The organism is Sphingopyxis sp. GW821-FHT10B01 (genome assembly GCF_059415685.1).
The window spans coordinates 877,895-903,979 of sequence record NZ_JBWKNS010000002.1 but is presented as its reverse complement, the minus strand read 5'-3'; the positions used below and the strand labels follow the sequence as shown (position 1 = coordinate 903,979).

Annotated in this window: 20 protein-coding genes and 1 pseudogene; 13 read left to right on the top strand and 8 right to left on the bottom strand. The window is 64.9% G+C overall.

Annotated features, from left to right (window positions below; all coding sequences use genetic code 11):
- The first annotated feature begins 10 nt into the window (after positions 1–10).
- The 4 genes from AC07NV_RS08755 (at position 11) to smc (ending at position 5,672) form a co-directional block, all read left to right on the top strand.
- Entirely contained in the window at positions 11–583 is a 573-nt protein-coding gene (locus AC07NV_RS08755; RefSeq protein WP_495165927.1) for a DUF721 domain-containing protein, read from the top strand.
- Positions 584–600: 17 nt separating this feature from the next.
- The gene (locus AC07NV_RS08750; protein ID WP_495165926.1) at positions 601–1,317 is read left to right on the top strand and encodes a thioredoxin domain-containing protein; all 717 of its coding nucleotides are present in this window, start codon (positions 601–603) and stop codon (positions 1,315–1,317) included.
- Between the two features lie 38 nt (positions 1,318–1,355).
- Positions 1,356–2,093 (top strand): thioredoxin domain-containing protein, encoded by a 738-nt coding sequence (locus AC07NV_RS08745; RefSeq protein WP_495165925.1) that lies wholly within the window; start codon positions 1,356–1,358, stop codon positions 2,091–2,093.
- Between the two features lie 135 nt (positions 2,094–2,228).
- Positions 2,229–5,672, top strand: a complete 3,444-nt coding sequence (smc, locus tag AC07NV_RS08740; protein ID WP_495165924.1) for a chromosome segregation protein SMC — start codon at positions 2,229–2,231, stop codon at positions 5,670–5,672.
- Between the two features lie 3 nt (positions 5,673–5,675).
- Here smc and ubiA read toward each other — a convergent pair whose 3' ends face one another.
- From ubiA to AC07NV_RS08720, 4 genes are all read right to left on the bottom strand, one after another.
- Positions 5,676–6,584, bottom strand: a complete 909-nt coding sequence (gene ubiA, locus AC07NV_RS08735) for a 4-hydroxybenzoate octaprenyltransferase (RefSeq protein ID WP_495165923.1) — start codon at positions 6,582–6,584, stop codon at positions 5,676–5,678.
- 71 nt (positions 6,585–6,655) lie between these two features.
- Positions 6,656–7,315 (bottom strand): TadE/TadG family type IV pilus assembly protein, encoded by a 660-nt coding sequence (locus AC07NV_RS08730; RefSeq protein ID WP_495165922.1) that lies wholly within the window; start codon positions 7,313–7,315, stop codon positions 6,656–6,658.
- A complete protein-coding gene (locus tag AC07NV_RS08725) occupies positions 7,312–7,914 on the bottom strand; it encodes a TadE/TadG family type IV pilus assembly protein (RefSeq protein ID WP_495165921.1) in 603 nt (200 codons plus the stop codon). The genes AC07NV_RS08730 and AC07NV_RS08725 overlap by 4 nt, the downstream gene beginning before the upstream one ends.
- Positions 7,911–10,013: a pilus assembly protein gene (locus AC07NV_RS08720; protein WP_495165920.1), complete on the bottom strand. Its 2,103-nt coding sequence runs from the start codon at positions 10,011–10,013 to the stop codon at positions 7,911–7,913. The genes AC07NV_RS08725 and AC07NV_RS08720 overlap by 4 nt, the downstream gene beginning before the upstream one ends.
- A 203-nt stretch (positions 10,014–10,216) precedes the next feature.
- On the opposite strand from AC07NV_RS08720, the gene AC07NV_RS08715 reads away from it, so the two are divergent.
- The 5 genes from AC07NV_RS08715 (at position 10,217) to AC07NV_RS08695 (ending at position 19,103) form a co-directional block, all read left to right on the top strand.
- Complete coding sequence (locus tag AC07NV_RS08715; protein ID WP_495165919.1) at positions 10,217–10,966, top strand: 16S rRNA (uracil(1498)-N(3))-methyltransferase; 750 nt, start codon at positions 10,217–10,219, stop codon at positions 10,964–10,966.
- Positions 10,967–11,144: 178 nt separating this feature from the next.
- Positions 11,145–13,040, top strand: coding sequence for a proprotein convertase P-domain-containing protein (locus AC07NV_RS08710; protein ID WP_495165918.1), 1,896 nt, complete (start codon positions 11,145–11,147; stop codon positions 13,038–13,040).
- Positions 13,040–15,088: a hypothetical protein gene (locus tag AC07NV_RS08705; RefSeq protein WP_495165917.1), complete on the top strand. Its 2,049-nt coding sequence runs from the start codon at positions 13,040–13,042 to the stop codon at positions 15,086–15,088. Before AC07NV_RS08710 ends, AC07NV_RS08705 begins: the two co-directional genes overlap by 1 nt.
- Before the next feature lie 52 nt (positions 15,089–15,140).
- Complete coding sequence (locus AC07NV_RS08700; protein WP_495165916.1) at positions 15,141–16,514, top strand: glutamate--cysteine ligase; 1,374 nt, start codon at positions 15,141–15,143, stop codon at positions 16,512–16,514.
- A gap of 327 nt (positions 16,515–16,841) precedes the next feature.
- Positions 16,842–19,103, top strand: a complete 2,262-nt coding sequence (locus AC07NV_RS08695; protein ID WP_495165915.1) for a TonB-dependent receptor — start codon at positions 16,842–16,844, stop codon at positions 19,101–19,103.
- Between the two features lie 34 nt (positions 19,104–19,137).
- On the opposite strand, the gene AC07NV_RS08690 is transcribed toward AC07NV_RS08695, so the two are convergent.
- Complete coding sequence (locus AC07NV_RS08690) at positions 19,138–20,535, bottom strand: methyltransferase family protein (protein ID WP_495165914.1); 1,398 nt, start codon at positions 20,533–20,535, stop codon at positions 19,138–19,140.
- Positions 20,536–20,774: 239 nt separating this feature from the next.
- Between AC07NV_RS08690 and AC07NV_RS08685 the strand changes: the two genes are divergently transcribed.
- On the top strand, positions 20,775–22,001 hold the full coding sequence (locus tag AC07NV_RS08685) for a M23 family metallopeptidase (protein ID WP_495165913.1): 1,227 nt from the start codon (positions 20,775–20,777) through the stop codon (positions 21,999–22,001).
- A 1-nt stretch (position 22,002) separates the two neighbouring features.
- The gene (locus AC07NV_RS08680) at positions 22,003–22,404 is read left to right on the top strand and encodes a bactofilin family protein (RefSeq protein WP_495166015.1); all 402 of its coding nucleotides are present in this window, start codon (positions 22,003–22,005) and stop codon (positions 22,402–22,404) included.
- 25 nt (positions 22,405–22,429) lie between these two features.
- Here AC07NV_RS08680 and AC07NV_RS08675 read toward each other — a convergent pair whose 3' ends face one another.
- The 3 genes and pseudogenes from AC07NV_RS08675 to AC07NV_RS08665 form a co-directional block, all read right to left on the bottom strand.
- Entirely contained in the window at positions 22,430–24,187 is a 1,758-nt protein-coding gene (locus tag AC07NV_RS08675; protein ID WP_495165912.1) for a GGDEF domain-containing protein, read from the bottom strand.
- Between the two features lie 59 nt (positions 24,188–24,246).
- The gene (locus AC07NV_RS08670; RefSeq protein ID WP_495165911.1) at positions 24,247–24,552 is read right to left on the bottom strand and encodes a DUF1905 domain-containing protein; all 306 of its coding nucleotides are present in this window, start codon (positions 24,550–24,552) and stop codon (positions 24,247–24,249) included.
- A gap of 5 nt (positions 24,553–24,557) precedes the next feature.
- Positions 24,558–24,893 (bottom strand): annotated as a pseudogene (locus AC07NV_RS08665) (magnesium chelatase subunit ChlI family protein); the annotation flags it as partial.
- Positions 24,894–25,060: 167 nt separating this feature from the next.
- Here AC07NV_RS08665 and AC07NV_RS08660 point away from each other — a divergent pair.
- The gene (locus AC07NV_RS08660) at positions 25,061–25,723 is read left to right on the top strand and encodes a TnsA endonuclease N-terminal domain-containing protein (protein WP_495165910.1); all 663 of its coding nucleotides are present in this window, start codon (positions 25,061–25,063) and stop codon (positions 25,721–25,723) included.
- Positions 25,724–25,747: 24 nt separating this feature from the next.
- Entirely contained in the window at positions 25,748–26,074 is a 327-nt protein-coding gene (locus AC07NV_RS08655; protein ID WP_495165909.1) for a hypothetical protein, read from the top strand.
- Positions 26,075–26,085 lie beyond the last annotated feature (11 nt).

The following is a 26,085-nucleotide window of genomic DNA, read 5'->3' as shown; positions in this document are numbered from 1 at the left end:
GGCCCCCGCTATGACGAAAGACGCAGGCGAGGATGCGCCGGCCAAAAAGGCCAAAGCGACAGGCAAGGCGAAAGCCGCCAAGCCCGCCACGCGCGTTTACGAACGCCCGCGCGGCGGCGAAGCGCGCATGGTGTCGGACCTTGTCCCCGAAATCGGCCGCGCCGCCTTTCGCAAATTCGGCTTTGTCCAGAGCTCGGTCGTCAGCCGTTGGCGCGAGATCGTGGGCGACCGGCTCGCCGACGTCACCCAGCCCGCGATGATTCGTTTCCCGGCCGGCCAGAAAGCGGGCGGCACGCTGCACCTGACGATCAGCGGCGCGCACGCACCGATGCTGCAACATGTCGCGCCCGACATCATCGGCGCGGTCAACCGCTTCTTCGGCTATGCCGCCGTCGCACAGGTCCGGATGACGCATGGACAAGTCACCCCGGCCGCACCCGTTCAGCCGCCGGCAATGCTCAAACCCGTACCCGCCGAACTGGGAGACAGCCTGCGTGACATCGGCGACCCGGAACTCAGGACCGTGCTCGAACGCATGGCGGCGGGACTGGGGACGGCACCCAAACTCCCTCGCATCAGTTAAAGGAACGACGGCCAACGATGTCCGCTTTTGACGATCCCCTTCTCGACCGCCGTACCGCGGTTCTTGCGCTTTCGGGCGCCGCGCTGACCTTGCTCGCGGCGACCCCCGCCAAACCGGCGGGCTGGTCGTCGACCGTCACGGCAAGCCCGATCGGCGCCTTTGTCGTCGGCAATCCTGCCGCGAAGGTGCGGCTGGTCGAATATTTCAGCTACACCTGCCACGTCTGCGCCGATTTCGCGAAGGCCGGCACGGTGCCGCTGAAGGCCCAATATATCGACCGCGGCCTCATCCTGTTCGAATATCGCAATCTGGTGCGCGATCCGGTCGACATGACCGCGGCGCTGCTCGCGCGTTGCGGCGGTCCCAAGGCATTTTCCGGCAACCACCAAGCCATTTTCGCAGGCTTTCCAGCCTTGATCGCCAGTATCCAGAAAGCCACCGACGCGCAGAAGACAAGCTGGTTCGAAGGCACCACCGGCGAGCGCGCACGCAAGATCGCCGCCGGCACCGGCCTGACCGCATTGATGCGCGCCCGCGGCTACACGCAGAAACAGCTCGACGCCGCACTCGACGACGAGGTCGCGCAGGCCGAACTCACCGGCATGACCAACATCGGGCTCAACGCCGACCGCATCGAGGGCACGCCAAGCTTCTTCATCAACGGCCGCAATGCGGAGGTCACCGCCTGGCCCGCGCTCAAATCGAAACTCGACCTCGCGCTCAAGGCCTCCTAAAAAGCGCCGCATTCCCGACTAGTGGAGAAAGATAGATTATGACCCTGCTGCGTAATGTCCTCCTGACCTCGATGGGCGCGCTCGCCCTCGCCGCCTGCGGCGACAGCAAGACCGATCCCTCGAAAGAGCAGGATGCGATCGCCAAGGTCGCGGCCCCCGCCGGCAAGAGCTGGTCGCAGGTCGTGCGCGTCGACGGCGACGGTGTGGTGATGGGCAACCCCGATGCCCCGATCAAACTCGAAGAATATGGCGCCTTCACCTGCGGCCATTGCGCGCAGTTCGCCAAGGATTCGCACGAAGAGCTGAAGCGCGATTTCGTCGACACCGGCCGCGTGTCGTACAAGCTGACCCCGTTCATGCTCCACCCGGTCGACGCAATTTCGGGCGCGATCGTCAAATGCACCGGCCCCGACCGCTTCTTCCCGCTCGCCGATGCGACCTTCCTCGAACATGAAGCGTTCATCGCCGGCGCGTCGAAGCCGGCGCCGGGGATCGAAGACGCGATGAAGCTGCCGCCCGCGCAGCGCTTTGTCGCGCTCGCCAAGGGCTGGGGGATCGATCAATTCTATCAGCAGCGCGGTGTCCCCGCCGCGACGATCCAGCAGTGCCTGAGCAAGGTCGAGAATGTCGAGGCGATCGAAAAGGGCACCAACGCGGGGGTCGAGAAATATCAGATCACCGGCACCCCGACCTTCGTCATCAACGGTCAGGTCGCCGAAGGCGTTGCCGCCTGGGGCCTGCTGCGCGACCGCTTGCGCACGATGGGCGCGCGCTGATCGCGAACCTGCGGGGGGTGGGCTCAGCCTACCCCCTTGCGACTCCCTTGGGCACGCGGCATGACGGCTTCCAGGGGGATATGTGACACCAAGGTTGCAACATCCGCGATTCGATGAACTGCACGAGGTGGCTTCGTGCAGATAAAGCGGCTGCGCCTCACCGGTTTCAAATCTTTTGTCGAACCCACCGAGCTGCGCATCGAACCCGGGCTGACCGGCGTCGTCGGCCCCAATGGGTGCGGCAAATCGAACCTGCTCGAAGCGATCCGCTGGGTGATGGGCGAATCCAGCGCCAAATCGATGCGCGGCGGCGGCATGGAAGATGTGATCTTCGCGGGCACCTCGTCGCGCCCGGCGCGCGACTTTGCCGAGGTGGCACTCCATTGCGACACCGAGGGCGCGCTCGTCGCCAGTCTGTCGGACGCTGCGGACGGCGACGATCTGGAAGTCATCCGCCGCATCGAGCGCGGTGCGGGGTCGGCGTATCGCGCCAATGGGCGCGACGTACGCGCCAAAGATGTCGCGCTGATCTTTGCCGACGCCGCGACTGGCGCGCATAGCCCGGCGCTGGTCAGCCAGGGCAAGATCGCCAATGTCATCGCCGCCAAGCCGACCGATCGCCGTGCGATGCTCGAGGAAGCGGCGGGCATCGCGGGCCTGCATGTGCGCCGCAAGGACGCCGAGCAGAAACTGCGCGCGACCGAAACCAACCTCACCCGCCTGTCCGAAATCGTTGCCGACATGGAGGTCCGTGCCAATGCGCTGCGGCGGCAGGCCCGCGCTGCCGAACGCTACAAGAAGCTGAGCGACGACATCCGCATCGCCGAAGGGCGGCTGATCTATGCGCGCTGGCGCGACGCCGCCGCCGCTGCCGACCAGGCGCGCCGCGACAGCGATGCCGCCGAAGCCGCGGTGAAGACTGCGCAGGACGAACTGGAAACCGTCTCCAAGGCCCAGACCGAGGTCGCGACCCGCGTCGCGGCGGCGCGCAGCGATGCGCAAGCCCAGCGCGAAGCCCTCGCCGAGGTGACCGCGACGCAGGTCCGGCTGCAGGGCGAAGAGCGCGCTGCATTGCAGCGGCTCGAGGATCTGGCGGCGCAGCAACGGCGACTTGCCGACGACCGGGCGCACGAAAGCGAACTCGCGCGCGAAGCGCATGGCGCGCTGACCGCGCTCGATACCGAAACCAGATCGCTGGCAAATGACATCGCCGGGCATGACGCGGGCAAGGCTGCGCTGTCCGACGCCAATCTCGCCGCGCAGGCCCGGCTGCGCGATGCCGAAGTGGCGTTGGCGCAGGCGCGCGCCAAGGCCGCGAGCGAAGCCGCAGACCGGCGCATCGCGGTGTCGGCGCGCGACGGTGCCGAAGCTGCGGTGCGGCGCGTGGCCAATGACAAGTCGCGCGTCGACGCCGAGATCGCCGCGCTCGGCGACAGCGCGGCACTCGCGGCGCGACATGCCGAAAGCGTCAAAGCTGCCGAAGCTGCCGAAGCCGCGATCGCTGCCACCGAGGCCGCACTGCACGAGGCCGAGGCCGATCGCGAAGCGGTCGCCGCCGACCTCACCGGCATCGAAGCCGGCCTCGCCGAAGCGCGCGCCGCGCTCGCCGCGCTCGATGGCGAGGCAACGACGCTCGAACGCGCGCTCGCGGCCGCGCGCAGCGACGCCGACCGCATCCTCGACCAGCTCCGCGTCGCGCCAGGCTATGAGGCCGCGCTCGCCGCCGCGCTGGGCGACGATCTCGACGCCGGCACCGATGTGGAAGCGGCACGCAGCTGGGGCGGCGCCGATGCCGCGAAGGACGATCCGTCGCTTCCCTCCGACACGAGGCCGCTCGCCGAATTCGTCAAGGCACCTGCGGCGCTCTCGCGTCGTCTTGCACAAGTCGCGGTTGCCGACAGCGACGACGGCCAGCCGCTCGCGGTCGGCCAACGCCTTGTCTCAATCGATGGCGTGATGCGCCGGTGGGACGGCTTCGTCACCCGCGGCGACGGTGCGACCGCGACCGAACGGCTACAACGCCAGAACCGTCTCGACGCCCTCGCCGCAGAGCGCCCGCAGGTCGAACTCGGCGTGCAGGAGCTTCGCGACCGCCGCGATGCCGCCGCCGCGAAAGCATCCGAATTGACCGAAGCCGCAGCGGCGGCGCGCAAAGCCCTCGCGCAGGCCGACGAAGCCCGCCGCACCGCACTCCGCGCCGCCGATCAGGCGCAGGCTGCGCTCGACCGGCACCGCGATGCTGCGGCGCTGTTTGACCGCCGGCTCGGCGAGATCGCCGAAGCGGCAAAGGAAGCCGCCGAAACGCTTGCGGTGCAGGAAGCCGCGCTCGCCGCGCTACCAGACGACAGCATCGCCCGCGCCGCGCTGGAGGGCGAAGAGCGGACGACCGAACGCGCCCGCACCGACGCAGGGGCCGCGCGCGATGCATTGGCGACGCACGAACGCACGCTTGCCGCACTCAGCGAGCGGCAAGCCGTCGTGAACGCCGAGATCAAGAGCTGGAAAGCGCGCGCAGGCGAGGCCGCACGCCGCGTCACCGAAATGGACAAGCGCGCCGATGCGCTGACAGCCGAGGCCGCGAAGCTCACCGACGTCCCCGCGCGGCTCGCGCAGCAACGCCTCGCCGCCGAGACGGAGCAGGCCGCGCTGCGTGAAAAGGTCGCTGCGGCCGAAGCACAGGAACGCGCCGCCGAGGCGGCGCTGCGCGAGGCCGAAACCGCGCTCAATGCGATCCGCGAGCGCGTCGCCGCCGCGCGCGAAACGCGTGCTGGCGCAGTCGCACGATCCGAAAACGCCGAGCTGCGGCGGATAGAAATGGGTCGGCTGTCGGGCGAACGTTTCGAATGCCCGCCGCCGCTGCTGCCGCAAAAGGCGGGGTTCGAAAGCAACATGGTCGGCGACGCCAATGCCGAATCGGCGCAGCACGACCGGCTGATCGCCGATCGCGAGCGGCTGGGCCCGGTGAACCTCGTCGCCGCCGACGAACTGATCATACTCGACACCGAGCGCGAGAAAAATGCCGCCGAGATCGAGGAGCTGACTCAGGCGGTCCATCGCCTGCGCGGGTCGATCGGCAATCTCAATCGCGAAGGCCGCGTCCGCCTTCTCGCGGCGTTCGAGGCGGTGAACGAACATTTCCAGCGGCTGTTCACGACCCTGTTCAACGGCGGGCAGGCCCATCTCGAACTCGTCGATTCGGACGATCCGCTCGAGGCAGGCCTCGAAATCATGGCGCAGCCCCCCGGCAAGCGCCTCGGTACGCTCACCCTGCTGTCGGGCGGCGAGCAGGCATTGACCGCGGTCGCGCTGATCTTTGGCCTGTTCCTCACCAACCCCGCGCCGATCTGCGTCCTCGACGAAGTCGACGCGCCGCTCGACGACGCCAATATCGAACGTTTCTGCGACCTGCTCGACCGGATGGCGCGCGAAACCAACACGCGGTACCTGATCGTCACCCATAATGCAGTGACCATGGCGCGGATGCACAGGTTGTTCGGGGTGACGATGATCGAGCGCGGTGTGTCGCGCCTCGTCTCGGTCGACCTTGGCGGCGCCGAAGAGCTGCTCGCGGCCGAATAAGGCTTAGGGCGCACTGCCCACGACCAGCATCGCCGCGAAGATCAGCAAACCGGCAAACCGGTTGCTGCGGAATTTGGCGAGCGCATCCTCGCCGTTCGCCGGGTCGAGCGTTACCACCTGCCCGGTCAGATGCACCGCAGCAGGCAGCAATGCGACGAGTACCAGCGGATCGGGGCGCACCGCCCACAGCGCGCCACCCCAGCAGGCGAGCGCAAACGCATAGCACATCGCAACGCCACTCTTCACATGGGGGCCCATCGCACGCGCACTCGACTTCACGCCGATCAGCATGTCATCTTCGATATCCTGCAACGCATAGATGGTGTCGTACCCAATCACCCACGCAATGCAGCCAGCGTAGAGCAAGGGCAGCGCATATCCTTCACCGCCGCCGACCGCGACCCATGCGACGGGCGCACCCCAGCTGAACACGAGCCCCAGCCACGCCTGCGGCCACCAGGTGATGCGTTTCATGAAGGGATAGCCGGCGACGAGGACCAGGCTGGCGAGCGCGACGATCTGCGCCGGTCGCGGCAGCTGGAGCAGCACGGCAAGCCCGACGAGCGACAGCAGCAATGTCCACAACAGGGCATTACGTACCGACACTGCGCCGCTCGCCACCGGGCGCGACGCCGTGCGCGCGACGCGGGCGTCGAGATCGCGGTCGACAATGTCGTTATAGACGCAGCCCGCGCCGCGCATCGCGATGGCGCCGAGCAGCAGCCACAGGAATAGCGGCCAGTGACTGATCGCCCCGCCGCCCAGTGCCAGCGCCCAGGCGCACGGCCAGTACAGCAACCACCAGCCGATCGGCCGGTCGAACCGCGCGAGCAGCGCATAGGGCCTGGCCGCAGCAGGCAGCAAGGCCACGAAACCGCGAAGCTGGCTGTCAGGAGGATGGGTGGCTGTCATCGGCAGCCGGGCATGTAGCAGCCACCGCGCCCGGGATAAACGACTGATATTGGACGACGCGCGGCCAAGGGTCAGGTGCAGGTCGAAACCGTTGCATTCTCGAGGTTGTAGACGGTGGTCAGATCGCGTCCTTCGCGAATGTTGAACGCCGCCTTCGTCCGGACCTGCCGCTTGCCCAGCCATTTTCCATAGAGCAGCGGCTGATATTCATAGACAATCTCTACAAACATCACCGCGGTTCCGGTCGCGGCGGTCACTTCCTGCCCGGGGGTCCCCATGCCAGCAATAGTCGGCTTGCCCAATGCGCCATCGTCTTCTTTGCCATAGCTGGATTGAACCTTGAGATTACCATAGCAGCGCTGCCAGTGGATCCACTGGCCGCCGCCGGTATTCTGTTCAAGGCTGGACAGAATGATCCGGCCATTGGCTTTGAAGCCCAAGCCGCGCGCCTGTTCCTCGACACCTGCGAAAACATCGTTGATATCGCGTTCGCGAATTTGTGGCTGCGACAGCGCGCTGCCGAAGGCGATACGCGAAGCGTTGTCCGCCGCGCTCAGCCCTATCTGGCTGATCCGCGTATTAGTCAGCGTCAGGTTCGCAATCTCCATGCCCGCAAAGCCCACAAGCACCAGAAAGGGGATGGCAAAGGCCATTTCGATGATGACCGCACCCCGCCGCTCGTGCAGCAGCCGTACAGCAGCGGCGCATATCCTGTGGGCAAGGGCGGTCATGTGCATTTCACCGGGTCGGCATCAGTACCGGCATTGAACGGTTGATTGCGAAGCACCGTTGTCGCCAGGATCGTCGTCTGCTGGGATTGCCCTAGCATCCTCCACACCGGCAGGACGCGAGTGATCTTCATCGACGCGGTATAGAGGACCACGTCGTCAGCTCCGCCGTTGCCGGTGCGCCCGCGGTCGGCATCCCAAACCCCGTTGCCGTTGATATCCTCGAAACACTCTTTCGGATTGGTGTCATAACGACCATTGCCGTTGCTATCCTTGAACGGTTCGGGGTCGCCAACCTGTTCAAAGCTGTCATACGCCTTGCGAACGAAAGTCACCTCGGCGTTCCTGAACACCGCTTGGACAGCCTCGCGCACCCTTTGGTCGAGCGCCGCCTGGCTCGCCATATTGGCTTCCAGCGTCGCGTCGCGCGCCGCTTTGGCTACCGCGCCCTGCAGAACCTGCTTGGAATAGAGCTGCCAGCTGTAATCGAAGATACCGAGCAACACGAGCAGGAAGAGCGGCGCGGTGAGCGCGAACTCGACCATCGCCAAGCCGCGCGTGTTGCAGCGCAGGCGGCGGCCAAACGCGGCAAGCGCAGTCACTGCGACAGCCTCAGGCGCGAAATCTGACCAGCAATCGACTGGAAAATCTGCTCGAGCCGCTTGGCGCTGCCCGTCTGGTAAGCCTTGCCTTGCGACGAACAGCTCATCAATGAGGGGTTCAGCGCGGTGCCGAAGCCGATCACCCAGATGGTGATATTATGATCCTTGTCCTTCGCCTTCGCGCACAATTGGGTGAAGCGGTTGTTGTGTCGCAGCGTCAGGTCCGCATCGCTCGTGTCGATCGACCCGCCGACGCGCTGCATCAAATGCTCATATCCTTGGGCGCCCAGATTGCCCATGTTCGCGGCCATCGCGCCGTCCGTCATAAAGATGATGTGACGGCTGATCGGGCGACCGTTCGTCCCCGGGGCATCCTGGGCATTTTCATCGGCGAAAAGCCCCCTCGGCGAGATCAGGCGGATACCCCACACCATACCCGAATCATGATAGGTGCCCCCGACCGACTGTAGCGCATCGATGTTCGACTTGAAGGTTGGCCGGTCAGTGGTCGTCATGGTCGTGAGCTTCATAACCGGCGCCGGGCAGACGCCCCAGCCGCTCTTCCAGTAGCGCGAGTAATTCTGCCAGCTGCCACCCTCGCTGGTCTCGGCCGTTACATAAGCGGAGTCGACCGTGATCGCCTGCTTGTCGACCGCCAGAATACCGCTCGGCGAGAGTTGGCTGGGCACAGTAAAGCTCGGCTTGTTGCCGACGGCACGCGAACGCGGAAAGGCCACTTCCGGGATCAGCAGCTGCCATTTGGTTTCTTCGGCGCTCGTCGGCTTCGAATCAATGTCCATGTCGAGCGCGGTGCCCGGCGCGGTCGTCGTCGCGTCGAAGGGTGTCGTGCGGCGTTCGGAAACACAGCCCGCCCAGGTATAGGTGCTGTCGACCCCACTGTCGCCGGTATCGGCGGTCAGCGAATAGGGCGACGACTTGGTCGCCGATACGTCGAACACGCGATCCTCGTAGCGATAACGGGTGCGGAAAGCCGCGGTCGGCTTCGTCACCGCGGTGTGAGTAAAGCTGACCGTGCGGCGCTGAAGCACGCACTTGCTGTTGGCGCTGTCCCAATTGTAGCGGTAATTATAATAGGAATGCTTCGTGCCGGCATCGTCAACCACACGGCGCACGTCGTCCTTGTCGACGAAATAGGCCCCCTTGTTCGCGTTGATCGTCGCCGACGACGTGGCCCGGCTGTCCGCCGGTACCGTCAGCCCCGAACAGGCGTTCGAGCTGGCAAAGCCGCTGATTGGGAACAGGTCCTCCCAAGCGGTGGTAGCAGTCGTGCCGGTCGTGGCCCCGTTGGGCACAGTCCCGCCGCTCCACGTCAGCTTCATAATCGGCGTCCGAGACGGCAGCAGCATATGGTTCGACAGCCAGCTGGGGTCCTTTTCCTGCAGCACCTTTCCGACATTAACCGCTGAGCTATAGGGCACGATGCCAAAACGCAGCCGTCCCGTGCCCTTGTCGGCGGTAGTCAGCGTATCGAAGAACACCATCGCCGCGCTTTTCAGCGCTTCGATGCGTTTGACCGCCGGATCCGGCTTGCCATCGCCGTCGGCGTCGTCGGGCTTTCCGTCGCCATCCTCGTCGAGCAGCTCGGTATTGGTTTCCATCGATCCCGTAACGTCGAGGACGAGCATCACGTCGGTGTTCGCAATTTCCAGCTTGGCAGCGCATGACGCCGACAAGTTGAACGCATCTTTGCCGAAAATGTACATCATCGCGGTCGGCAGCGTCGCCGTCGCGGCACCCGAAACATCGGTCACGCCCAGTGGCTGCGAGGTAAAACTGCTCGCCGTCGTGCCATAAATGCCGGCCGAGAAGTTTGCCGCGAACATCTTGTTCGCCTGCGCAATAGCCGCCGCATTATATTGGCCCGCCGCCATCGCGCGCCGCCCAGCGAGCACGCCAGCGTCGCACGCCTGTTGCAGGCGAAGCTGCGCCATATAGCCGCGGCCGATGTCCACCGCGGATCCGACGATTCCGATCACCGGCACGATTGCCGCCGCAGTCAGCATGAAAGCGTTGCCGCGCCGGTCGCGCAAAAGACTTTTGACGCCGAGCCTTAGCTGGCTGAACACGGTGCCTCGCATGGCCTAACCCCCTCTTCGACCGGCGGCGCGCCCCACTAGATGCGCCACTGGCACTCTCGCACCTAGGCGGGAACTGCTTACCAAAACGCTAATCCGGGGTGGACGGATCGATCCGGATCAACCGTTTTGACCCGGATCGGGACACTCTCATCGCCCTACGGCAAAAGATGAACAAAACGTCGCCTTGTGCTATTCGCGCCGCCATGCCCGCAACTCCCGCCTGGCCGCCCGCCAGCACGCCCCGCCTGTTCGTCGACCTGCCGCTGGGGCCCGATGCCGCCCCGGTGATCGACGGCCCCGCCGCGCATTATCTGCTCAACGTGATGCGGATGAAGGCGGGCGATCCGATCCTGCTGTTCGACAATATCAGCGGCGAATGGCTTGCGGTCATCGCCGATGCGGCGAAGCGGTCGCTGACCCTGCGTATCGAGCGACAGACGAAAGAGATCGAGCAGGTCCCCGACCTCTGGCTGTGTTTCGCGCCGGTCAAGAAAGCGCGGCTCGACTGGATCATCGAAAAGGCGACCGAATTGGGGGTCGCCCGCCTGCAACCGGTGATCACCGAACGCACGATCGTCGAGCGCGTCAAGCACGAGCGGCTGGAGGCGCAGATCATCGAGGCATGCGAGCAGTGCGGGCGCACCGCACTCCCGACGCTCGCCGACCCCGTCAAGCTGCCCCGGCTGCTGGCGGATTGGCCCGCCGGCCGCGCCTTGCTGTTCGCCGATGAAGCCGGCGGCGTACCGCTGGCGACGATCGGCGCTCCGGCACCGGCCGCAATCCTCACCGGGCCCGAAGGCGGTTTTACGGCGCGCGAGCGCGAACTGCTGATTGGAAGCCCCGCCGTCCGCCGCATTACGCTCGGCCCGCGCATCTTGCGCGCCGAGACCGCTGCCATCGCCGCCACCAGCCTGTGGATGGCGCAACATGGCGATTGGTCGGTGGGCGCCTGAGCTGCCCAAATCTGTCCCGTTGCCGAACAGAAATGCGGCCGAGTCACCGATTTTAACCGCATATTAGCTATGCGTCGGACATAGCGGCCCCATGCAACGGCAGGACCAGAGCCGATATTGCTGGCGTGGGGGTCAGCATGCGCAGTTTGTACGAGCCCTATTGGCGCTCGTCGGGCTGGTGTTGGCGCTCGCCGTCCGCCCGGCCGCCGCGCAAACGACCGCCACCTACAGCAACACAACGACCGGCACGATCAGCGAAACCGCGACCGCGTGCGCCAGTCCGATGGTGCGCAATTTCACCGTCGCGGCCAATGCGCAGGTCACCGACGTCAATATCGGGGTCCAGTTCACGCACAGCTATCGCGGTGACGTGCGCGCGACGTTGGTGTCGCCGGCCGGCACGGTCGTGGGCCTGATCACCAATGTCGGCACGTCGGCGGACAATCTGAACGTCCTGTTCGACGACAGCGCCGCCGCGAGCATCACGACGCACACCACGAACGACAATACGACAGCAGCGCCACCCTATCAGCGCGTTTTCCGGCCCGAAGGCTCGCTCGCCAGCTTCAACGGACAGGGTTCGGCGGGGACGTGGCAACTCACCATCTGCGATTCGCTGAACGGCGATAATGGCGCCTTCACGCGCAGCGACCTCATGCTGACGACGGTGCCGCTTTCGCCCTTTGCCGACCTGTCGCTGACCAAGTCGGTGAGCAACGCCGCCCCCGCGTCCGGGGCCAGCATCAACTATGTGCTGAGCGTCACCAACGCGAGCGGATCGACGCTGACGGCGACCGGCGTGACGGTACAGGATAGGCTGCCTGCGGGCTTCAATTTCACCAGCGCCTCGGGTTTCGGCAGCTATAACAGCACGACCGGCGTCTGGTCCGTCGGCAGCATCCCCGCGGGCACGACGCGCACGCTGACGATCAGCGGCACCGTCGCCGCGACCGCCGGCGCGAGCGTCACCAATATCGCCGAAATCAGCGCCTCGTCGGCATTCGACCCCGATTCGACACCGGGCAACGGCGTCGCGGGCGAGGATGACACCGACACCGCCGCCTTTACCGTGTCGGGCACGCGCGTCGCGGGCATACCGCCGACGCTCGTCTGCCCGGTGGGGATGACGGTGTACGACTGGGACAGCGTGAGCTGGTCCGCGGGTACGACCAGCGCCAGCCCGTCGTTGACGGCGATCGGCACGGCGAGCTTCAACATCGCGATCAGCGGCGGGGCCTTCCTCAGCAACGCGACCTATGGCGGTCCGTCCCCGACACGGCAGAATGTCGTGACCGGCGGGCTCTCCCCGGCGCAATATTCGATCTTCGAGCTCGTCGACTTCACCAGCCAAGCGGGCGTCGTCACCTCGACGATCACGCTGCCGACGGCGGTCCCGGGGGCGCAGCTGCGGCTATTCGACGTCGACTATGCATCGGGCCAGTTCGCCGATCGCGTCACCATCACCGGCACCTATAATGGCTCGGCGGTCTATCCGGTGCTGACCAACGGCGTTGCCAATTATGTCATCGGCAACAGCGCCTATGGCGATGCGCTGTCGGCCGATACCAGCGCCGAAGGCACGGTGGTCGTCACCTTCAACACACCGGTCGACAGCATCACGATCGAATATGGCAGCCACAGCCTGGCCCCCGCCAATCCGGGGCAGCAAGGGATGGCGATCCACGATATCAGCTTCTGCCGCCCGACCGCGAACCTTGTCATCACAAAGACGAGCAGCGTGGTCAGCGATCCGATCAACGGAACAACCGACCCCAAAGCCATCCCCGGCGCGACGATGCGCTATTGCATCCTTGTCACCAATAACGGCAGCGGCACCGCAACCGGCATTGCCGTCGCCGACCCCCTGCCCGCGAGCACGACCTTCGTCCCCGAATCGCTGCGCAGCGGCACAAGCTGTGCGGGTGCGACAACGGTCGAGGACGACAATGCGAGCGGCGCGGACGAAAGCGACCCGTTCGGCGCCTCGATCTCCGGCCCGATCGTTTCCGCCACCACCCCGGCGCTGACGCCCGCCAGCGCGATGGCGGTCGCCTTTGAAGTGATCATCAACTGATGACCCGATCTCCCCAAACCGGTTGGGCGCGGCTGTGCACCCTGATTGTCGTCGCGGGATCGCTGGCGACGTCCCCCGCCGGGGCGCAGCGCGTCATCGTCAATCCGTCCTTCGAAGCGAACGATCCGCAGGGACCGGGCGCCCCCAACTACGAAATCTATTCGAACGGGTCGGTGACCGGCTGGGATTCGGCGTCGGGCGAGATCGAGCTCTGGGACAGCAATTTCCAGAGCGTTCCCGCCTATGCCGGGTCGGTCTTTGCCGAAATGAACGCCAATGTCCCCGGCGCGCTCTACCAGAATATCTGCATGGTCAAGGACGAGACGATCGGCTGGACCTTTGCCCATCGCGCACGGTCGGGCGGCCCCGCAACCCAGACCGCGCGGTTCCAGATTGCGAACAGCGGCGGGACGCTGATCCAGAGCCTCGCCACCCAGTCGTCGACGGTCAACAATATATGGAACGTCAATACCGGGTCGGCCACCTACACCGGCGCCTCGGGGGTGCAGCGCGTCCAGTTCATCACGACCGACGCAGGCAGCATCGGCAATTTCCTCGACGATATCCGGATCACGCTCAACCCGTTCATCGAGCTGTCGACCGCGAGCGCATCGGGGGTCGAATCGCTGGCGACCGCCAACCTCCCGACGCTCACCGTCAACGGGACGCTGTTCACCGCGCGCACGGTGAATGTCAGCATCACCGGCGGCACTGCAACGCGAGGCACCGACTATACGACGCCGGGCGGCGGCGCGACCTTCACCGTCACCATCCCCGCGGGCACTTACCAGAATACGGCCGTTCCGTTGGGGATCCAGATTGTCGACGACACAGCAACCGAGGGCAGCGAGACGATCGAGATCGCGCTGAACAGCGGCACCGGCTATACCGTGTCGAGCACGACGAGCTGCGGCGGCGCGGCGCGTACGGCCAGCACCTATACGATCACCGACAATGACTCGCCGGTGGTGCTCGCCAAGAACTGGACCAACGGCATCGCCGGCGATGCGGTCGGCCTGTCGATTTCGGGCGGTTTCCTGCCGACGGCAGGGACGTCGACGGTGGGCGGCGCGGCAACCAATGCAACGGCGGTCGCTGTCGCGGGCAGCACGCTGACGCTGACCGAAGCCTATACGGCTGGCGTCGCCGCGAATTACAACAGCAGCATCGAATGCCGCCGCAACAGCGACAATGTCGTCGTCGCGACATCGGGCACCGGGCTCAGCCGCACCGTTGTCATGCCATCGGGCACTTCGCTGACCTGCACCTGGACCAACAGCCGCAAATCGGCGACGCTGGTGGTGCGAAAGACGTGGGTCAATGCGCAGACCACCAACGCGGTCCTCGTCGCGACGAGCGGCCTGATCAACAACGCCAGCCTGTCATCGGTCGCGAACAGCGCCAACGAGACCGACACCAACGCCGCGGTCACCGTCTATGCCGCCGAAGGCGCGACGCTGACCGAGAGTTTCACCGTCGGCAACGCGGCGAACTACGCGCAGGCGCTCGCCTGTTCGGGCAATGCGACGGCGCTTTCGGGCAATTTGCTGACGGTAAACCCTGCCGATACGGCGATCGTCTGTACCTTCACCAACACCTATGTCGTACCGCTGTCGATCACCAAGACATCGGCGCCGTTCAGCGACCCCGTCAACGGCACGGTCAACCCCAAGCTGATTCCGGGCGGCTTTGCCAATTACAGTCTGACCGTCTCGGCCCCGTCGGGCACGGCGCCGACGAGCAACAGCGTCATTGTCACCGATGCGATCCCGGCGAACCTCAGCCTGTTCGTCGGCACCTATACGCCCGGCCCGGGCCCTTTGCTCTTCACGCCGAACGGCAGCGGGCTGGCCTATGGTTTCACCAGCCTGTCCAGCACCGCCGACGATCTCGAATTCTCGAACAATGGCGGCGCCAGCTGGACCTATGCGCCGACCGCCGACGCCAACGGCGTCGACGCGGCCGTGACGCACGTCCGCGTCCGGCCAAAGGGCGCGATGGCACCGGGATCGAGCTTCACGATCAACCTGCGCGCGCTCGTCAAATAGAGCTTCTTCAACAGCCGATTGCATTCTGTACCGAACCGTCTAAATGCGCAAAATGAGCACGCGAACCGCTTCGGACAGCAACGATCCCATCGTCGAACATCGCGACCAGCTCGCGGTTCCCATGATCAAGGGCGAAAAGCCCAAGGACCGCTGGCGCATCGGCACCGAGCACGAGAAATTCGTCTATCGTACCGCCGACCACCGCGCGCCATCCTATGACGAGCCCGGCGGCATCCATGACCTGCTGATGGCACTCACCCGCTTCGGCTGGGAACCGGTGATCGAGGGCGGCAATGTCATCGCGCTCGCGGGCAGCGACGGCACCGTCAGCCTCGAACCCGCGGGCCAGCTCGAACTCTCGGGTGCACCGCTCGAAAATCTCCATCAGACCTGCGCCGAAACCGGGCGCCACCTGAAACAGGTGAAAGAGGTCGGCGCCGAACTCGGGCTCGGCTTCCTCGGCGTCGGCATGTGGCCCGACAAGACACGCGCCGAACTGCCGATCATGCCCAAGGGCCGGTACAAGATCATGCTCGACCATATGCCGCGCGTCGGCACCATGGGCCTCGACATGATGCTGCGCACCTGCACCGTCCAGACCAACCTCGACTATTCGAGTGAGGCCGACATGGTGCAGAAGTTCCGCGTATCGCTGGCGCTCCAGCCGCTCGCGACCGCGCTGTTCGCCAGCTCGCCCTTCACCGAGGGCAAGCCCAACGGCTATATGTCGTACCGCAGCCACATCTGGACCGACACCGACCCCGCGCGCACCGGCATGCTGCCCTTCGTCTTCGAGGACGGCTTCGGCTATGAACGCTATGTCGACTATATGCTCGACGTGCCGATGTATTTCGTCTTCCGCGACGGCAAATATATCGATGCTGCGGGGCAGAGCTTCCGCGACTTCCTGAAGGGCGACCTGCCGGCATTGCCGGGTGAGAAGCCGCGCCTTTCCGACTGGAACGATCATCTTTCGACCGCCTTCCCCGAAGTGCGGCTGAAGAGCTTTCTCGAAATGCGCGGCGCCGACGGCGGCCCGTGGAACCGCATTTGCGCGCTCCCCGCGCTGTGGGTCGGCCTGCTCTACGACCAGGGCGCGCTCGACGCGGCTTGGGATCTGGTCAAGGGCTGGAGCATCGAGGAACAACAGGTCCTGCGCGACGCGGTCCCCAGCGAAGGCCTCGACGCCCCGGCGCCCGGCGGCGGCACCGTCGGACAGCTTGCCCACCGCGTCCTCGACATCGCGGCGGCGGGGCTCGCCGCGCGCGGCGAGGTGAATTCGATGGGCGACAACGAAGTCGGCTTCCTCGAACCGCTCCGCCGCATCGCCAAGAGCGGCAAGTCCCCCGCGCACGACCTGCTCGACCGGTATGAAGGCCCGTGGGGTCACGACCTGTCGAAGATTTACGACGAGCTCAGCTTTTAAAGGCAGTCACAGCATTGGCGTGGAGAATGGACCTTTCCTCTCTTTCGTCATCTCCTCTCTTTCGTCATCCCGGACTTGATCCGGGATCCACGACGGCGCTGAAGTCATGGCCCCCGGATCACGTCCGGGGTGACGATGATCGATGGGCTCCCTGCGCTTCGTTTGCATCGGACCGATTCGCCCGCAAAAGTGCAGCAATTGCGCAACACTGCTGACATGAAAGTGGACGGAGTCCGCTTCCGCGATTGATTGCGCACGCTCGGAAAGCCAAAGAGCCTTTGGTTTTTCCACTCTCCCATCGTCAACTCTGTTTCAGGAAGCTCGCCCATGCGCCACTTTCCTTCCGCCATTGCTATAAGCGTCGCACTCGCCACTTCGGCATGGGCCGCACCCGCCGCTGCACAGGATGCAGCACCCGCCGCCTCCGAAAGCGGCCTCGGCGACATCGTCGTCACGGCGCAGCGGCGCGAAGAAAGCCTGCAGGACGTGCCCGTCGCGGTCAGCGTGCTGTCGGGCAATACGCTCGACGCGATCACCTCGACCGGCTCCGACGTGCGCGTGCTCGCGGGCCGTGTTCCCAGCCTGAACATCGAAAGCTCGTTCGGCCGCACCTTCCCGCGTTTCTATATCCGCGGTCTCGGCAACACCGATTTCGACCTCAACGCCTCGCAGCCGGTCAGCCTCGTCTATGACGACGTCGTCCTCGAAAACCCGATCCTCAAGGGCTTCCCGATCTTCGACCTCGACCGCATCGAAGTGCTGCGCGGGCCGCAGGGCACGCTCTTCGGCCGCAACACCCCCGCGGGCATCGTCAAGTTCGACACCGTCAAGCCCGGCAAGACCGGCGGCTATGCGCGCGCCAGCTATGGCCGCTACGGCACCACCCAGGTCGAGGTTGCGGCGGGCGCCGCCGACGACAACGGCTTCTCGGTCCGCCTCTCGACCCTGTTCCAGCACCGCGACAATTGGGTCGACAATATCGCGACGACGAAAAAGAACGATCTCGGCGGCTATGACGACATCGCCGCGCGCCTCCAGCTCCAGTATGAAAGCGGCCCCTTCACCGGCCGCGTCACCGGACAGGTCCGCATCTATGACGGGTCGGCAATCATTTTCCGCGCGAACACGCAGCTTCCGGGCAGCAACAAGCTCGTCGGTCTCGGCGGCGCGGGCACCGAATTCGAGCGCGACAAGGTTCGGCAGGACGGGCTGAATTTCCAGAAGCTCAACACCTACAATGTCGGGCTGAATCTCGAATATGATTTCGGGCCGGTGACGGCTTATTCGATCACCTCCTACTGGAACGGCAATTTCCGCAGCCGCGGCGACATCGACGGCGGCTTTGGCGCGGCCTTCTTGCCCGTGTCGGGTCCGGGCCTGATTCCGTTCCAGGCGCAGAGCCAGGACAATGTGCCGAGCCTCGACCAGTTCACGCAGGAAATCCGCATCGCGTCGAACAACAGCGGCGGGCTCGGCTACCAGTTCGGCGCCTTCTATTTCGACGAAAAGCTCGACATTTCGAGCTTCGAATTCGGCAGTCCCACCGACGCCGCCCCGTCCGCCATCGCGGTGCAGCGGCAGGACAGCGAAGCTTATGGCATCTTCGGTTCGGTCAACTATGCGTTCGACAACGGGCTGAAGTTCCAGGCCGGCGCGCGCTACAACCACGACACGCGCGATTTCGTTGCCTCGCGCCCGCTCGAAACCCGTCCGATCTTCGTCGTCAATCCGAACACCCCGGTCCCGCCGCAAAGCGCCAGCGTCAAGGGCAAGCTGCTGACGTGGGACGCCAGCGCAACCTATGAAGCGTCGGACGCGGTTACCTTCTATGCCCGCGTCGCGCGCGGCTATCGCGCGCCGTCGGTGCAGGGCCGCCTGACCTTCTCGCGCACGATCTCGACCGCCGATCAGGAAGAGACGATGTCCTATGAGGCCGGGATCAAGACCGCGTTCCTCGACAACCGCGTCCGCTTCAACCTGACCGGCTATTATTTCGACACCAAGGATCTGCAGCTTACTGCGGTCGGCGGCACATCGAACGCAGCGAGCCTGCTCAACGTCGATGCCAAGGGGCACGGCATCGAGGCCGAATTGCAGGCGGCACCCGCCAAGGGCCTGACCTTCTCGATCGGTGGCGCGTGGAACGTTGCGAAGATCGACGATGCCAATGCCTTTGTCGCGGGTTGCGGCTCGGCGACCCCGTGCACCGTGCGCGATCCGGTCCGCCCGGGCAGCCCCGGCATCTTCTCGATCGACGGCAACCAGCTGCCGCAGTCGCCCAAATGGACGCTCAACTGGACCGCAGGCTATGAAATCCCCGTCGGCGATGGCGCAATCTATGCCTTCACCGACTGGTATTACCGTTCGAAGATCCAGTTCTTCCTCTACCGCTCGGTCGAATTTTCGGACGACAAGCTGCTCGAGGGCGGCGTGCGCGTAGGTTACAAGACCGATCGCTTCGACATCGCGGGCTTCGTCCGCAACATCACGAACGACGCATCGCCGACCGGCGGCATCGATTTCAACAACCTGACCAGCTACGTCAACGAACCCCGCATCTATGGCATCGAGGCGGGCTTCAAATTCTAGGAATGCTATCCGCGCGGGGTTTTCCCCGCGCGGATCATGCCACCGGCCCGACGCGCTCGTCGGGCTCCAGCCGGATCAGCGGGCGCTTGCGGCCGGTCATCCGCGTGAACAGGCGCGGGATGAATGCATTCGCCTGCGCCCAGTTCCAGTAAGCGGCATAGGCCGGATCGGCGAGGAGATGTTTTTCCTCGGTCTTGGCGCGCCAGTAATAGACGCTGCTGACAAGGCCGAGCAGGATGACGTTGCGCGCGCCCTCGACCCACCCGCCCGCCGTGACAAGGAAGGGCAGCGAGCCGACCCACCAGCTCAGATTTTTCGAGATATAGGCCGGATGCCGCGTGAACTTGTAGGGACCATGGGTGATGACGCCGCGGTGCGTCAGGTTCGAAAAGCGGATGCCGAACGCCATCGTCGCCCAGCTGTAGACCGCGGTCAGCGCGACAAGCACGATGCCCCAGACGATCAACAGTCCCTCATGCCCCTGAAGCCAATAGCCCCAGTCGGAGCCGTTGATCTGGTAATCGAGCGGCCCGCCGTTCATCAAAATGAAGGGCGGGTAGCAGACCAGCGCCGCGACCCACGCCATGCCATAGGGGTTGGCCGTGCGGATATGCGCGTCGAGCGGCTTCAGCGTCAGGATATAACCGACCGTCGCGATGTGGACGTCGATCAGATACAGGAAGTTGATCGCCCATAGCCCGGTCATATACGGATTGGCGAGCACCTCGCTCATCGGCACGGTGACGAGTGCCGAGAAATTGCCCGGCACGATCGACAGCATGAAAGCGGTGAAAAAGCCCTTCACCGCCCAGGCGCGCAGATGATGCCCGATCGCGCGGCCGTCGACCGGCTGCCCCGGCGCGATCAGCCAGCGGCCGAACTGATAGCAGCCATCGCGCGGCTCGATCATACGGCGGTCGAGCCATAACATATAGGGGACCGAAACGAGCAGCAGCCACGGGGCAACTGTCTCGAGCAAATTCATCGAAAAGGCATAATTGCCCTCCCAATAATAGCGCATTGTCGCATAGATCAGCGCGATCAGCCCCCAGGTCGCCCACATCCCCGCAAGCTTCGTCAGGCTGATATCGAGCGTCTCACGCCAGGGTCGGCGCTGTGTCCAGTCGATTCCGGTCGACGGATTGCGGTGCACCTTGTCGACGAACACCGACCACAGCACCATCGGCAACCCGCAGGCGAGCACGCTGGCGATAGCCGAATTGGGGCCGTTCATTGCGCCGCGGCTGCCCCAGTTGACACCGAAGAAGGCTGCGATGTCGGGCGCGAACCGCGCGATCAGCAAATAGCTTACCAGCCCTGCGAGCCCGACGATGCCGACGCCCGCACTGACCGCCGAACGCGGGCGCACGCCGGAAGGCGCGGGCTGGTCGCTTGCCGATTCGGCAGCGCCCGATGAAGCGGATTTGGCCATGATATTCACCGCTTAACCCTACTCAAAAATGGTAAGCAACCCGTCAATATAAACCACCGATTCGCGCGCCATTTATTGCAGATTTGGTAGTGATTCCCCCGATTGACACCGTTCACCGCGCGATGGTTTCGACTCAGCCCGAGTCGCCCCTCAAAGATTCGCATGGCCGTGTCCCGACTGATAAAGCGCGCATCAATCGGGGCGGAGGGCTCCAATAAAACACAAGATGGGGTCGCCACTTGTCATCGAAAACATCGGGTCTGCGCGATTTGCGCCAGCGTTTTTCTGCGCTGTTTCAAGACCATGAAATCTTCATTCGCACGCACGGGCATGTCCGTTTCCTGCGTGTCAGCGCGGTCTGGCAAAAGCGCGTCGCGCTGATCGCCGGGCTGGTGCTGATCGCATGGGCCGGCGCCACGCTGGCCGTGCTCGTCAACCAGCTGCTCTCCTCGGGTGAGCGCGCCGCGGTTGCGCAGCAACAGGCCGCAGCCGCCGCGTCCGAAGCCCGGATCGCCAGATATCGCGATAACGTCGCCGAAAAGGCCGCCGATCTCGAAGACCGGCAAGAACAGCTCGAGGAATGGTCGAAGGTCCACTTCGGCGTCGAGCCCGCCGCGGTAACCCCCGAAATCGGTACCGAAGGCGTAGCCCCGGCTACGCAAAAAGCGCCGCTCAAGACCACATCGCTCGGAACCGGGGCGATGATCGACCCGAACCTGCCGCCCGAAGCGCAGATCCTCGCCCGGCTCGAAGCGCAGCAGGAAGATTTTGCGACGCGCCTGCTGACCGCCGTCAACGAACGTGCAACCAAGGCCGAAGGCGCCGTCGCCAAGCTCGGCATGAATCCCGCCGCGCTCGTCCGCAATGCCGCGGCCGGTCGCGGTGGTCCGTTCATTCCCTATCGCAGCCGCACCGGCCGCGCGAGCACGCTCGGCAAATCCTTCGCCGCGCTCGAAAGCGCGCTGTTTCGTATGGAAGTGCTCGAACGCACGCTTGTCGCCATCCCGTCCGGCCAGCCCGCCAACGTGCTGATGCTGTCGTCGAGCTTCGGCTATCGCAGCGATCCGTTCACCGGTGCCGGTGCGATGCACTCCGGGCTCGATTTCCCCGGCCCGATGGGCACGCCGATCCTCGCCGCCGCGCCGGGCCGCGTCGTCTATGTCGGGCAGAAGTCGGGCTATGGCAATGTCGTCGAGGTCGATCACGGCCAGGGCATATTGACCCGCTATGCCCACTTGTCGGGCTTTACCTCGACCGTCGGCGCGCAGGTCGCTGCGGGGCAACAGATCGCCAAAATGGGCTCGACCGGCCGTTCGACCGGCAGCCACCTGCATTTCGAAGTCCGTTTGAATGGCGTCGCGGTCAACCCGCGCCGCTTCCTGGAGGCAAAAGCCGATGTTCTCGAAGTCAAAGACGACGCAAGGCAGCGAGTCGGTTCCCTCGCTGCCGTCCGCGGTGCCCGCTAAGATGGCGACGGGCGCGCGTCACACGACCTTTTCGATCCTCGGGTCGGATGTCGTCGTCACCGGCAATGTTGCCGCCAGCGTCGATCTGCACGTCGACGGCAAGATCGATGGCGACCTGAAATGCGCCAACCTCGTCCAGGGCGAGGCGAGCGAGATCAAGGGCGCGGTCACCGCCGAGACGGCGAAGATTGCCGGCCTGCTCGACGGATCGATCGAAGCCAAGACGCTGATCGTCCACGCCACCGCGCGGATCACCGGCGACGTGGTTTACGAGAGCATCACGATCGAAAATGGCGGCAAGGTCGACGGCAAGCTGAGCCACCGCCGCCACGGGGCCGCCGCAGCAAAAGCGCCGCCGCCGCTCGAAATTGTCGAGAACAAGTCGGCGTCGGCCAGCTACTGATCGGGGGCTGCGACGCACGCAGCCCTCAATTCGATATCGCAACCTCGCGGTCCGCTACGCGTCCCGGCACATCATGGTGCCGCTGGACGACGACCTTGTTGCGGCCGCCGCGCTTCGCATCGTAGAGCGCTTCGTCAGCCAGCCGGTATAGCTGCTGGAAATCGCAGGCCGGCCGCACTTCGGCGACGCCGACGCTGGCGGTGACCAGCCGCTCGCCGACCGCCGCGCTGTGATCGCAGGCGGCAATCCCCCGCCGGATGCTTTCGGCAAAGCGGCCGAGAATAATCCCTTCCATCCCGATCGTCAGCAGGCCGAACTCCTCGCCGCCCAGCCGGGCAACCGTGCACATCGGCCCCTCCCACCGCTCGATCCGGCGCCCGATACCGCACAGCACCGCGTCCCCGGCCTCGTGACCATGAATGTCGTTGATCGACTTGAAACGATCGATGTCGACGATCAGCAACGCCGCCGGAAGATTGTCCGCGCGCGCACGTTCGAGCAGCGGGGTTACGCTTTCGATGAAACCGCGGCGATTGGGCAGCCCGGTCAGCGGGTCGCGCCGCGCGAGTTGCTGTGCCCGCGCTTCGGCGCGGCGCGCATGATCGCGCTCGATCCGCAAGTGGCCGAGCCGGCGCGTCGCCGCGGCCGCAAGCCACAGCGCCTGCCACGTCGCGGCGACCAGAATCAGCAACTTCGATCCCCCACCCCAGAACCCGTCCTCGACATCGACGATATGAACGAACGCTAGGGCCGCCATCGGCAGCCCCCAAGCCGCCAGGAAATCGCGCGCCTCCACCGAACCCCGCCGCCACGCCCACCCCAGACAGGCCGTCACCGTCAACAGATCGGCGACGATCACCAGTGCCAGCACGTCGGCGAGCGATCCCAGACTGCCGCTGCGCATCACCGCAAGCGGAACGCCGGCAACGCCGACGCCGACGCCGAGGGCGAGCGCGGCTGTCCGGAGCCGGTTCGATACCGCGCCGCGATCGACCGCCGTCACCGCGCTGACCGTCGCGAGCGCAATGGCCAGGCACGCGAGGAAGGTACAGATTTGGGCCGACAGCGTCCCGGCCATCGCCGGCACGAGCGCCAGATGCACCTGCGACCAGAGGGCGCCCCACAGCAGCATCGTGCCCGACCAGGCGGCCTGCCAGGCGAGATATTGGCGGCGCACCGCAAAGGCGAGCGACAGGCTGTAGATACAGCTGATAAGCAGCAGGGTGAGCGCCGCGCCGACCGCGGCCGCCATGCCCGCCGACTGCATACCCGCCTCGGCTTTGGAGATGATCCGTGCGTGGAGAAGCTGGTGGCTGGCAAGGCGGTCGAACCGCATCGTCACCGCGGTCAGCGGCGCACCGCGGTCGGGCGCTTCGAACAGGATTTGCCCGCCGACGCGCCAATATGAGCCGTAATCGGCTGCACGCACATGCTGCCAGCGCGTCGCGCCATCGGCGTAGGAAAAGGCAATTGCGAGCCGGTCGAACCGCGATTGATGAACCATCAATGCAACATCGTCGCGGTGGATACCGAGCTTGTCGAGCGGGACGCGAAGCCAGAGACTGCCCTGTTGATAGTCCGCTGCGGTCCCGCGGCACGAGAAGCGAAGCAGCGGCAGCTTACCGTCGGGAACGGCCACACCGCTTGTCGCATGGCAAACGTCGCGATCGAGGTCGAGCGGCATCGCCATCGCTTGCGGCGCCCACAGCGCGAGAGCGAGTACGACCATGCGCAGCCCGAACCGGCTGCACAGCTTCGCAAGGAGATCGCCCGCCGCAGTCATGCGCGCTCTATCGCATCAATATGTTCGGAAATGTTTACCATCATCAGGAAACCCGCGGCTCAGCGCCGATCGCGGCGGCCGACCCGCATTCTGACTTCGATCCGGTCGCCCAGACCGACCCGCTCCGATTTCCGGACCGCGACCTTGATTGGCAGCAGATAGCTTCCGTCGCGCGGGAAGAGCGAGGTCGCAAATTCGCTTTCCCCGATCGTTGCCACCACCGGCACGACCCCCCAGCCATAGCTCGCGGTCATCGCGGCATGGCGGATGGCGCCGACATGCTCGTCGGGAACAGCGGCAAAGAGAAAGGGCGCCGGCCCGCGCCATTCGATGATCGCGGCTTCGAAGACGATCCCGGCATCCATAGGCATCAGTTCCTCGGCGCCTGCCGCCGATAGCTGAGCGCCTCGGCGATATGGATGCGCCCGATGTCCGCGGCGCCCGCAAGGTCGGCGATGGTCCGCGCCACGCGCAGGATCCGCGTATAGCCGCGCGCCGACAGCCGCATCGCTTCGGCGGCCTGCGCCAGTAGCTGGCGCCCGGCCTCGTCGGGGGTCGCGACCGCTTCGAGCAATTCGCCGTCGATTTCGGCGTTGGTCCGCGCCTTGTGCCCGGCATAGCGCGCGGTCTGCGCGCCGCGCGCCGCCGCAACGCGTGCCGCGACCTCGGCGCTGCCCTCGGGAGGCGGCGGCAGGACGAGGTCGGCTGTGAATCTCGGAAGCTTGTGCGACTCCACCGTCGATATCACCTCCAAAAAAACGAAAGCTAGTGCGAATATCATGAAAGACAGTGACACTACTTTGCTCAAGAGAGAAAGCTAGTGCGACCAGTTTAAAGGGGCGACCCTCTTCCTTGGCCGCTAGAAGGGCATTCGTGGCGCTCAAAGACGAATTCGAGCAGCGGAAGATCGGCAAGACTGCGCAATCTTTCCGAAGTCAAATACCACTCACGGCTCCTTCCGGGCCGCAGTGGGTGGAATCGAACCTCGAATCCCTCGCCGTAAAGCAAATCGCATTCGTGCCGACGCTCTCGGATCTGATCACCCAGCCGATCATCCGATATGAAATGGCCGGCCAGAAGCGACAATATACGCCGGATATTGCCTGCATCTTCCAGTCGATCGAGAATCCATATCCGGAACGCTTCATCATCGAAACGAAGCCACGAAAGATGCTGGAGAAGGACCGCGCGAAGTTCGAGGATGGCTTTCATGCCGCCAGAGAGTTTTGCAGGGACATAAGGGCTGCATTCCGTGTCCTGCATGAAGGCCATCTACAGACGGCCTACCTCAGGAACGCGTTATTGCTTGCGAGGGAATATCAAAGAGACCCCGACTTCACTGCCAGCGATCTACTTGCCGGAAAATTTGGCGAACGCCGCTTTACAAAACGCGAGGGTGAAGAGGCGTTGAGTGAGCTCTATCCCGAAGCATGGGAGCGCGCCGAAATAATGCGCATCCTGATCGCTTGGCGCGAGCTGACATGTGATCTCATGCAAGATGTCAGCGAAGAAATCGAAGTGTGGTTCGTACGCTAGGCTTGTCACGTCATTCGGGATCGGTTGACCGGGATCTTCGCGCCAGACGTATCCAGGCTCAATCCGCGTAACGATACCGCTGCCGTCAAAATGAATGCGGCGCAGAGCAAGCTCGACGATCGCGTCGGAATCGGGAGAAGCGCCTGTGGTCCGGAGGGCGACTACCGAAGCGACCGCCTGTGGAATGTCGGTGACGCCTTCTCCGGTGCTTCCCTCGCGCAAGTCAACGCGGCGCAGCATCTTCCTGTCGAAGATCGAGCGGCTGCTGCCGCCCTCCAGCACGGTAAAATCCGCACGCATTTTCGTTCTCCTTCACACGCCGCAGGACTTGCGCGGCAGGAGAAAGAGTGAACCGAACGCGG

What these genes read in the sequence shown, in the direction of transcription:
- AC07NV_RS08750 (WP_495165926.1), top strand. Translation starts at nt 601, where the DNA reads ATGTCCGCTTTTGACGATCCCCTTCTCGACCGCCGTACCGCGGTTCTT.
- AC07NV_RS08700 (WP_495165916.1), top strand. Translation starts at nt 15,141, where the DNA reads ATGAGCACGCGAACCGCTTCGGACAGCAACGATCCCATCGTCGAACAT.
- AC07NV_RS08715 (WP_495165919.1), top strand. Translation starts at nt 10,217, where the DNA reads ATGCCCGCAACTCCCGCCTGGCCGCCCGCCAGCACGCCCCGCCTGTTC.
- AC07NV_RS08720 (WP_495165920.1), bottom strand. Translation starts at nt 10,013, where the DNA reads ATGCGAGGCACCGTGTTCAGCCAGCTAAGGCTCGGCGTCAAAAGTCTT.
- AC07NV_RS08730 (WP_495165922.1), bottom strand. Translation starts at nt 7,315, where the DNA reads ATGACCGCCCTTGCCCACAGGATATGCGCCGCTGCTGTACGGCTGCTG.
- AC07NV_RS08680 (WP_495166015.1), top strand. Translation starts at nt 22,003, where the DNA reads ATGGCGACGGGCGCGCGTCACACGACCTTTTCGATCCTCGGGTCGGAT.
- AC07NV_RS08675 (WP_495165912.1), bottom strand. Translation starts at nt 24,187, where the DNA reads ATGACTGCGGCGGGCGATCTCCTTGCGAAGCTGTGCAGCCGGTTCGGG.
- ubiA (WP_495165923.1), bottom strand. Translation starts at nt 6,584, where the DNA reads ATGACAGCCACCCATCCTCCTGACAGCCAGCTTCGCGGTTTCGTGGCC.
- AC07NV_RS08705 (WP_495165917.1), top strand. Translation starts at nt 13,040, where the DNA reads ATGACCCGATCTCCCCAAACCGGTTGGGCGCGGCTGTGCACCCTGATT.
- AC07NV_RS08745 (WP_495165925.1), top strand. Translation starts at nt 1,356, where the DNA reads ATGACCCTGCTGCGTAATGTCCTCCTGACCTCGATGGGCGCGCTCGCC.
- AC07NV_RS08695 (WP_495165915.1), top strand. Translation starts at nt 16,842, where the DNA reads ATGCGCCACTTTCCTTCCGCCATTGCTATAAGCGTCGCACTCGCCACT.
- AC07NV_RS08690 (WP_495165914.1), bottom strand. Translation starts at nt 20,535, where the DNA reads ATGGCCAAATCCGCTTCATCGGGCGCTGCCGAATCGGCAAGCGACCAG.
- AC07NV_RS08755 (WP_495165927.1), top strand. Translation starts at nt 11, where the DNA reads ATGACGAAAGACGCAGGCGAGGATGCGCCGGCCAAAAAGGCCAAAGCG.
- AC07NV_RS08670 (WP_495165911.1), bottom strand. Translation starts at nt 24,552, where the DNA reads ATGGATGCCGGGATCGTCTTCGAAGCCGCGATCATCGAATGGCGCGGG.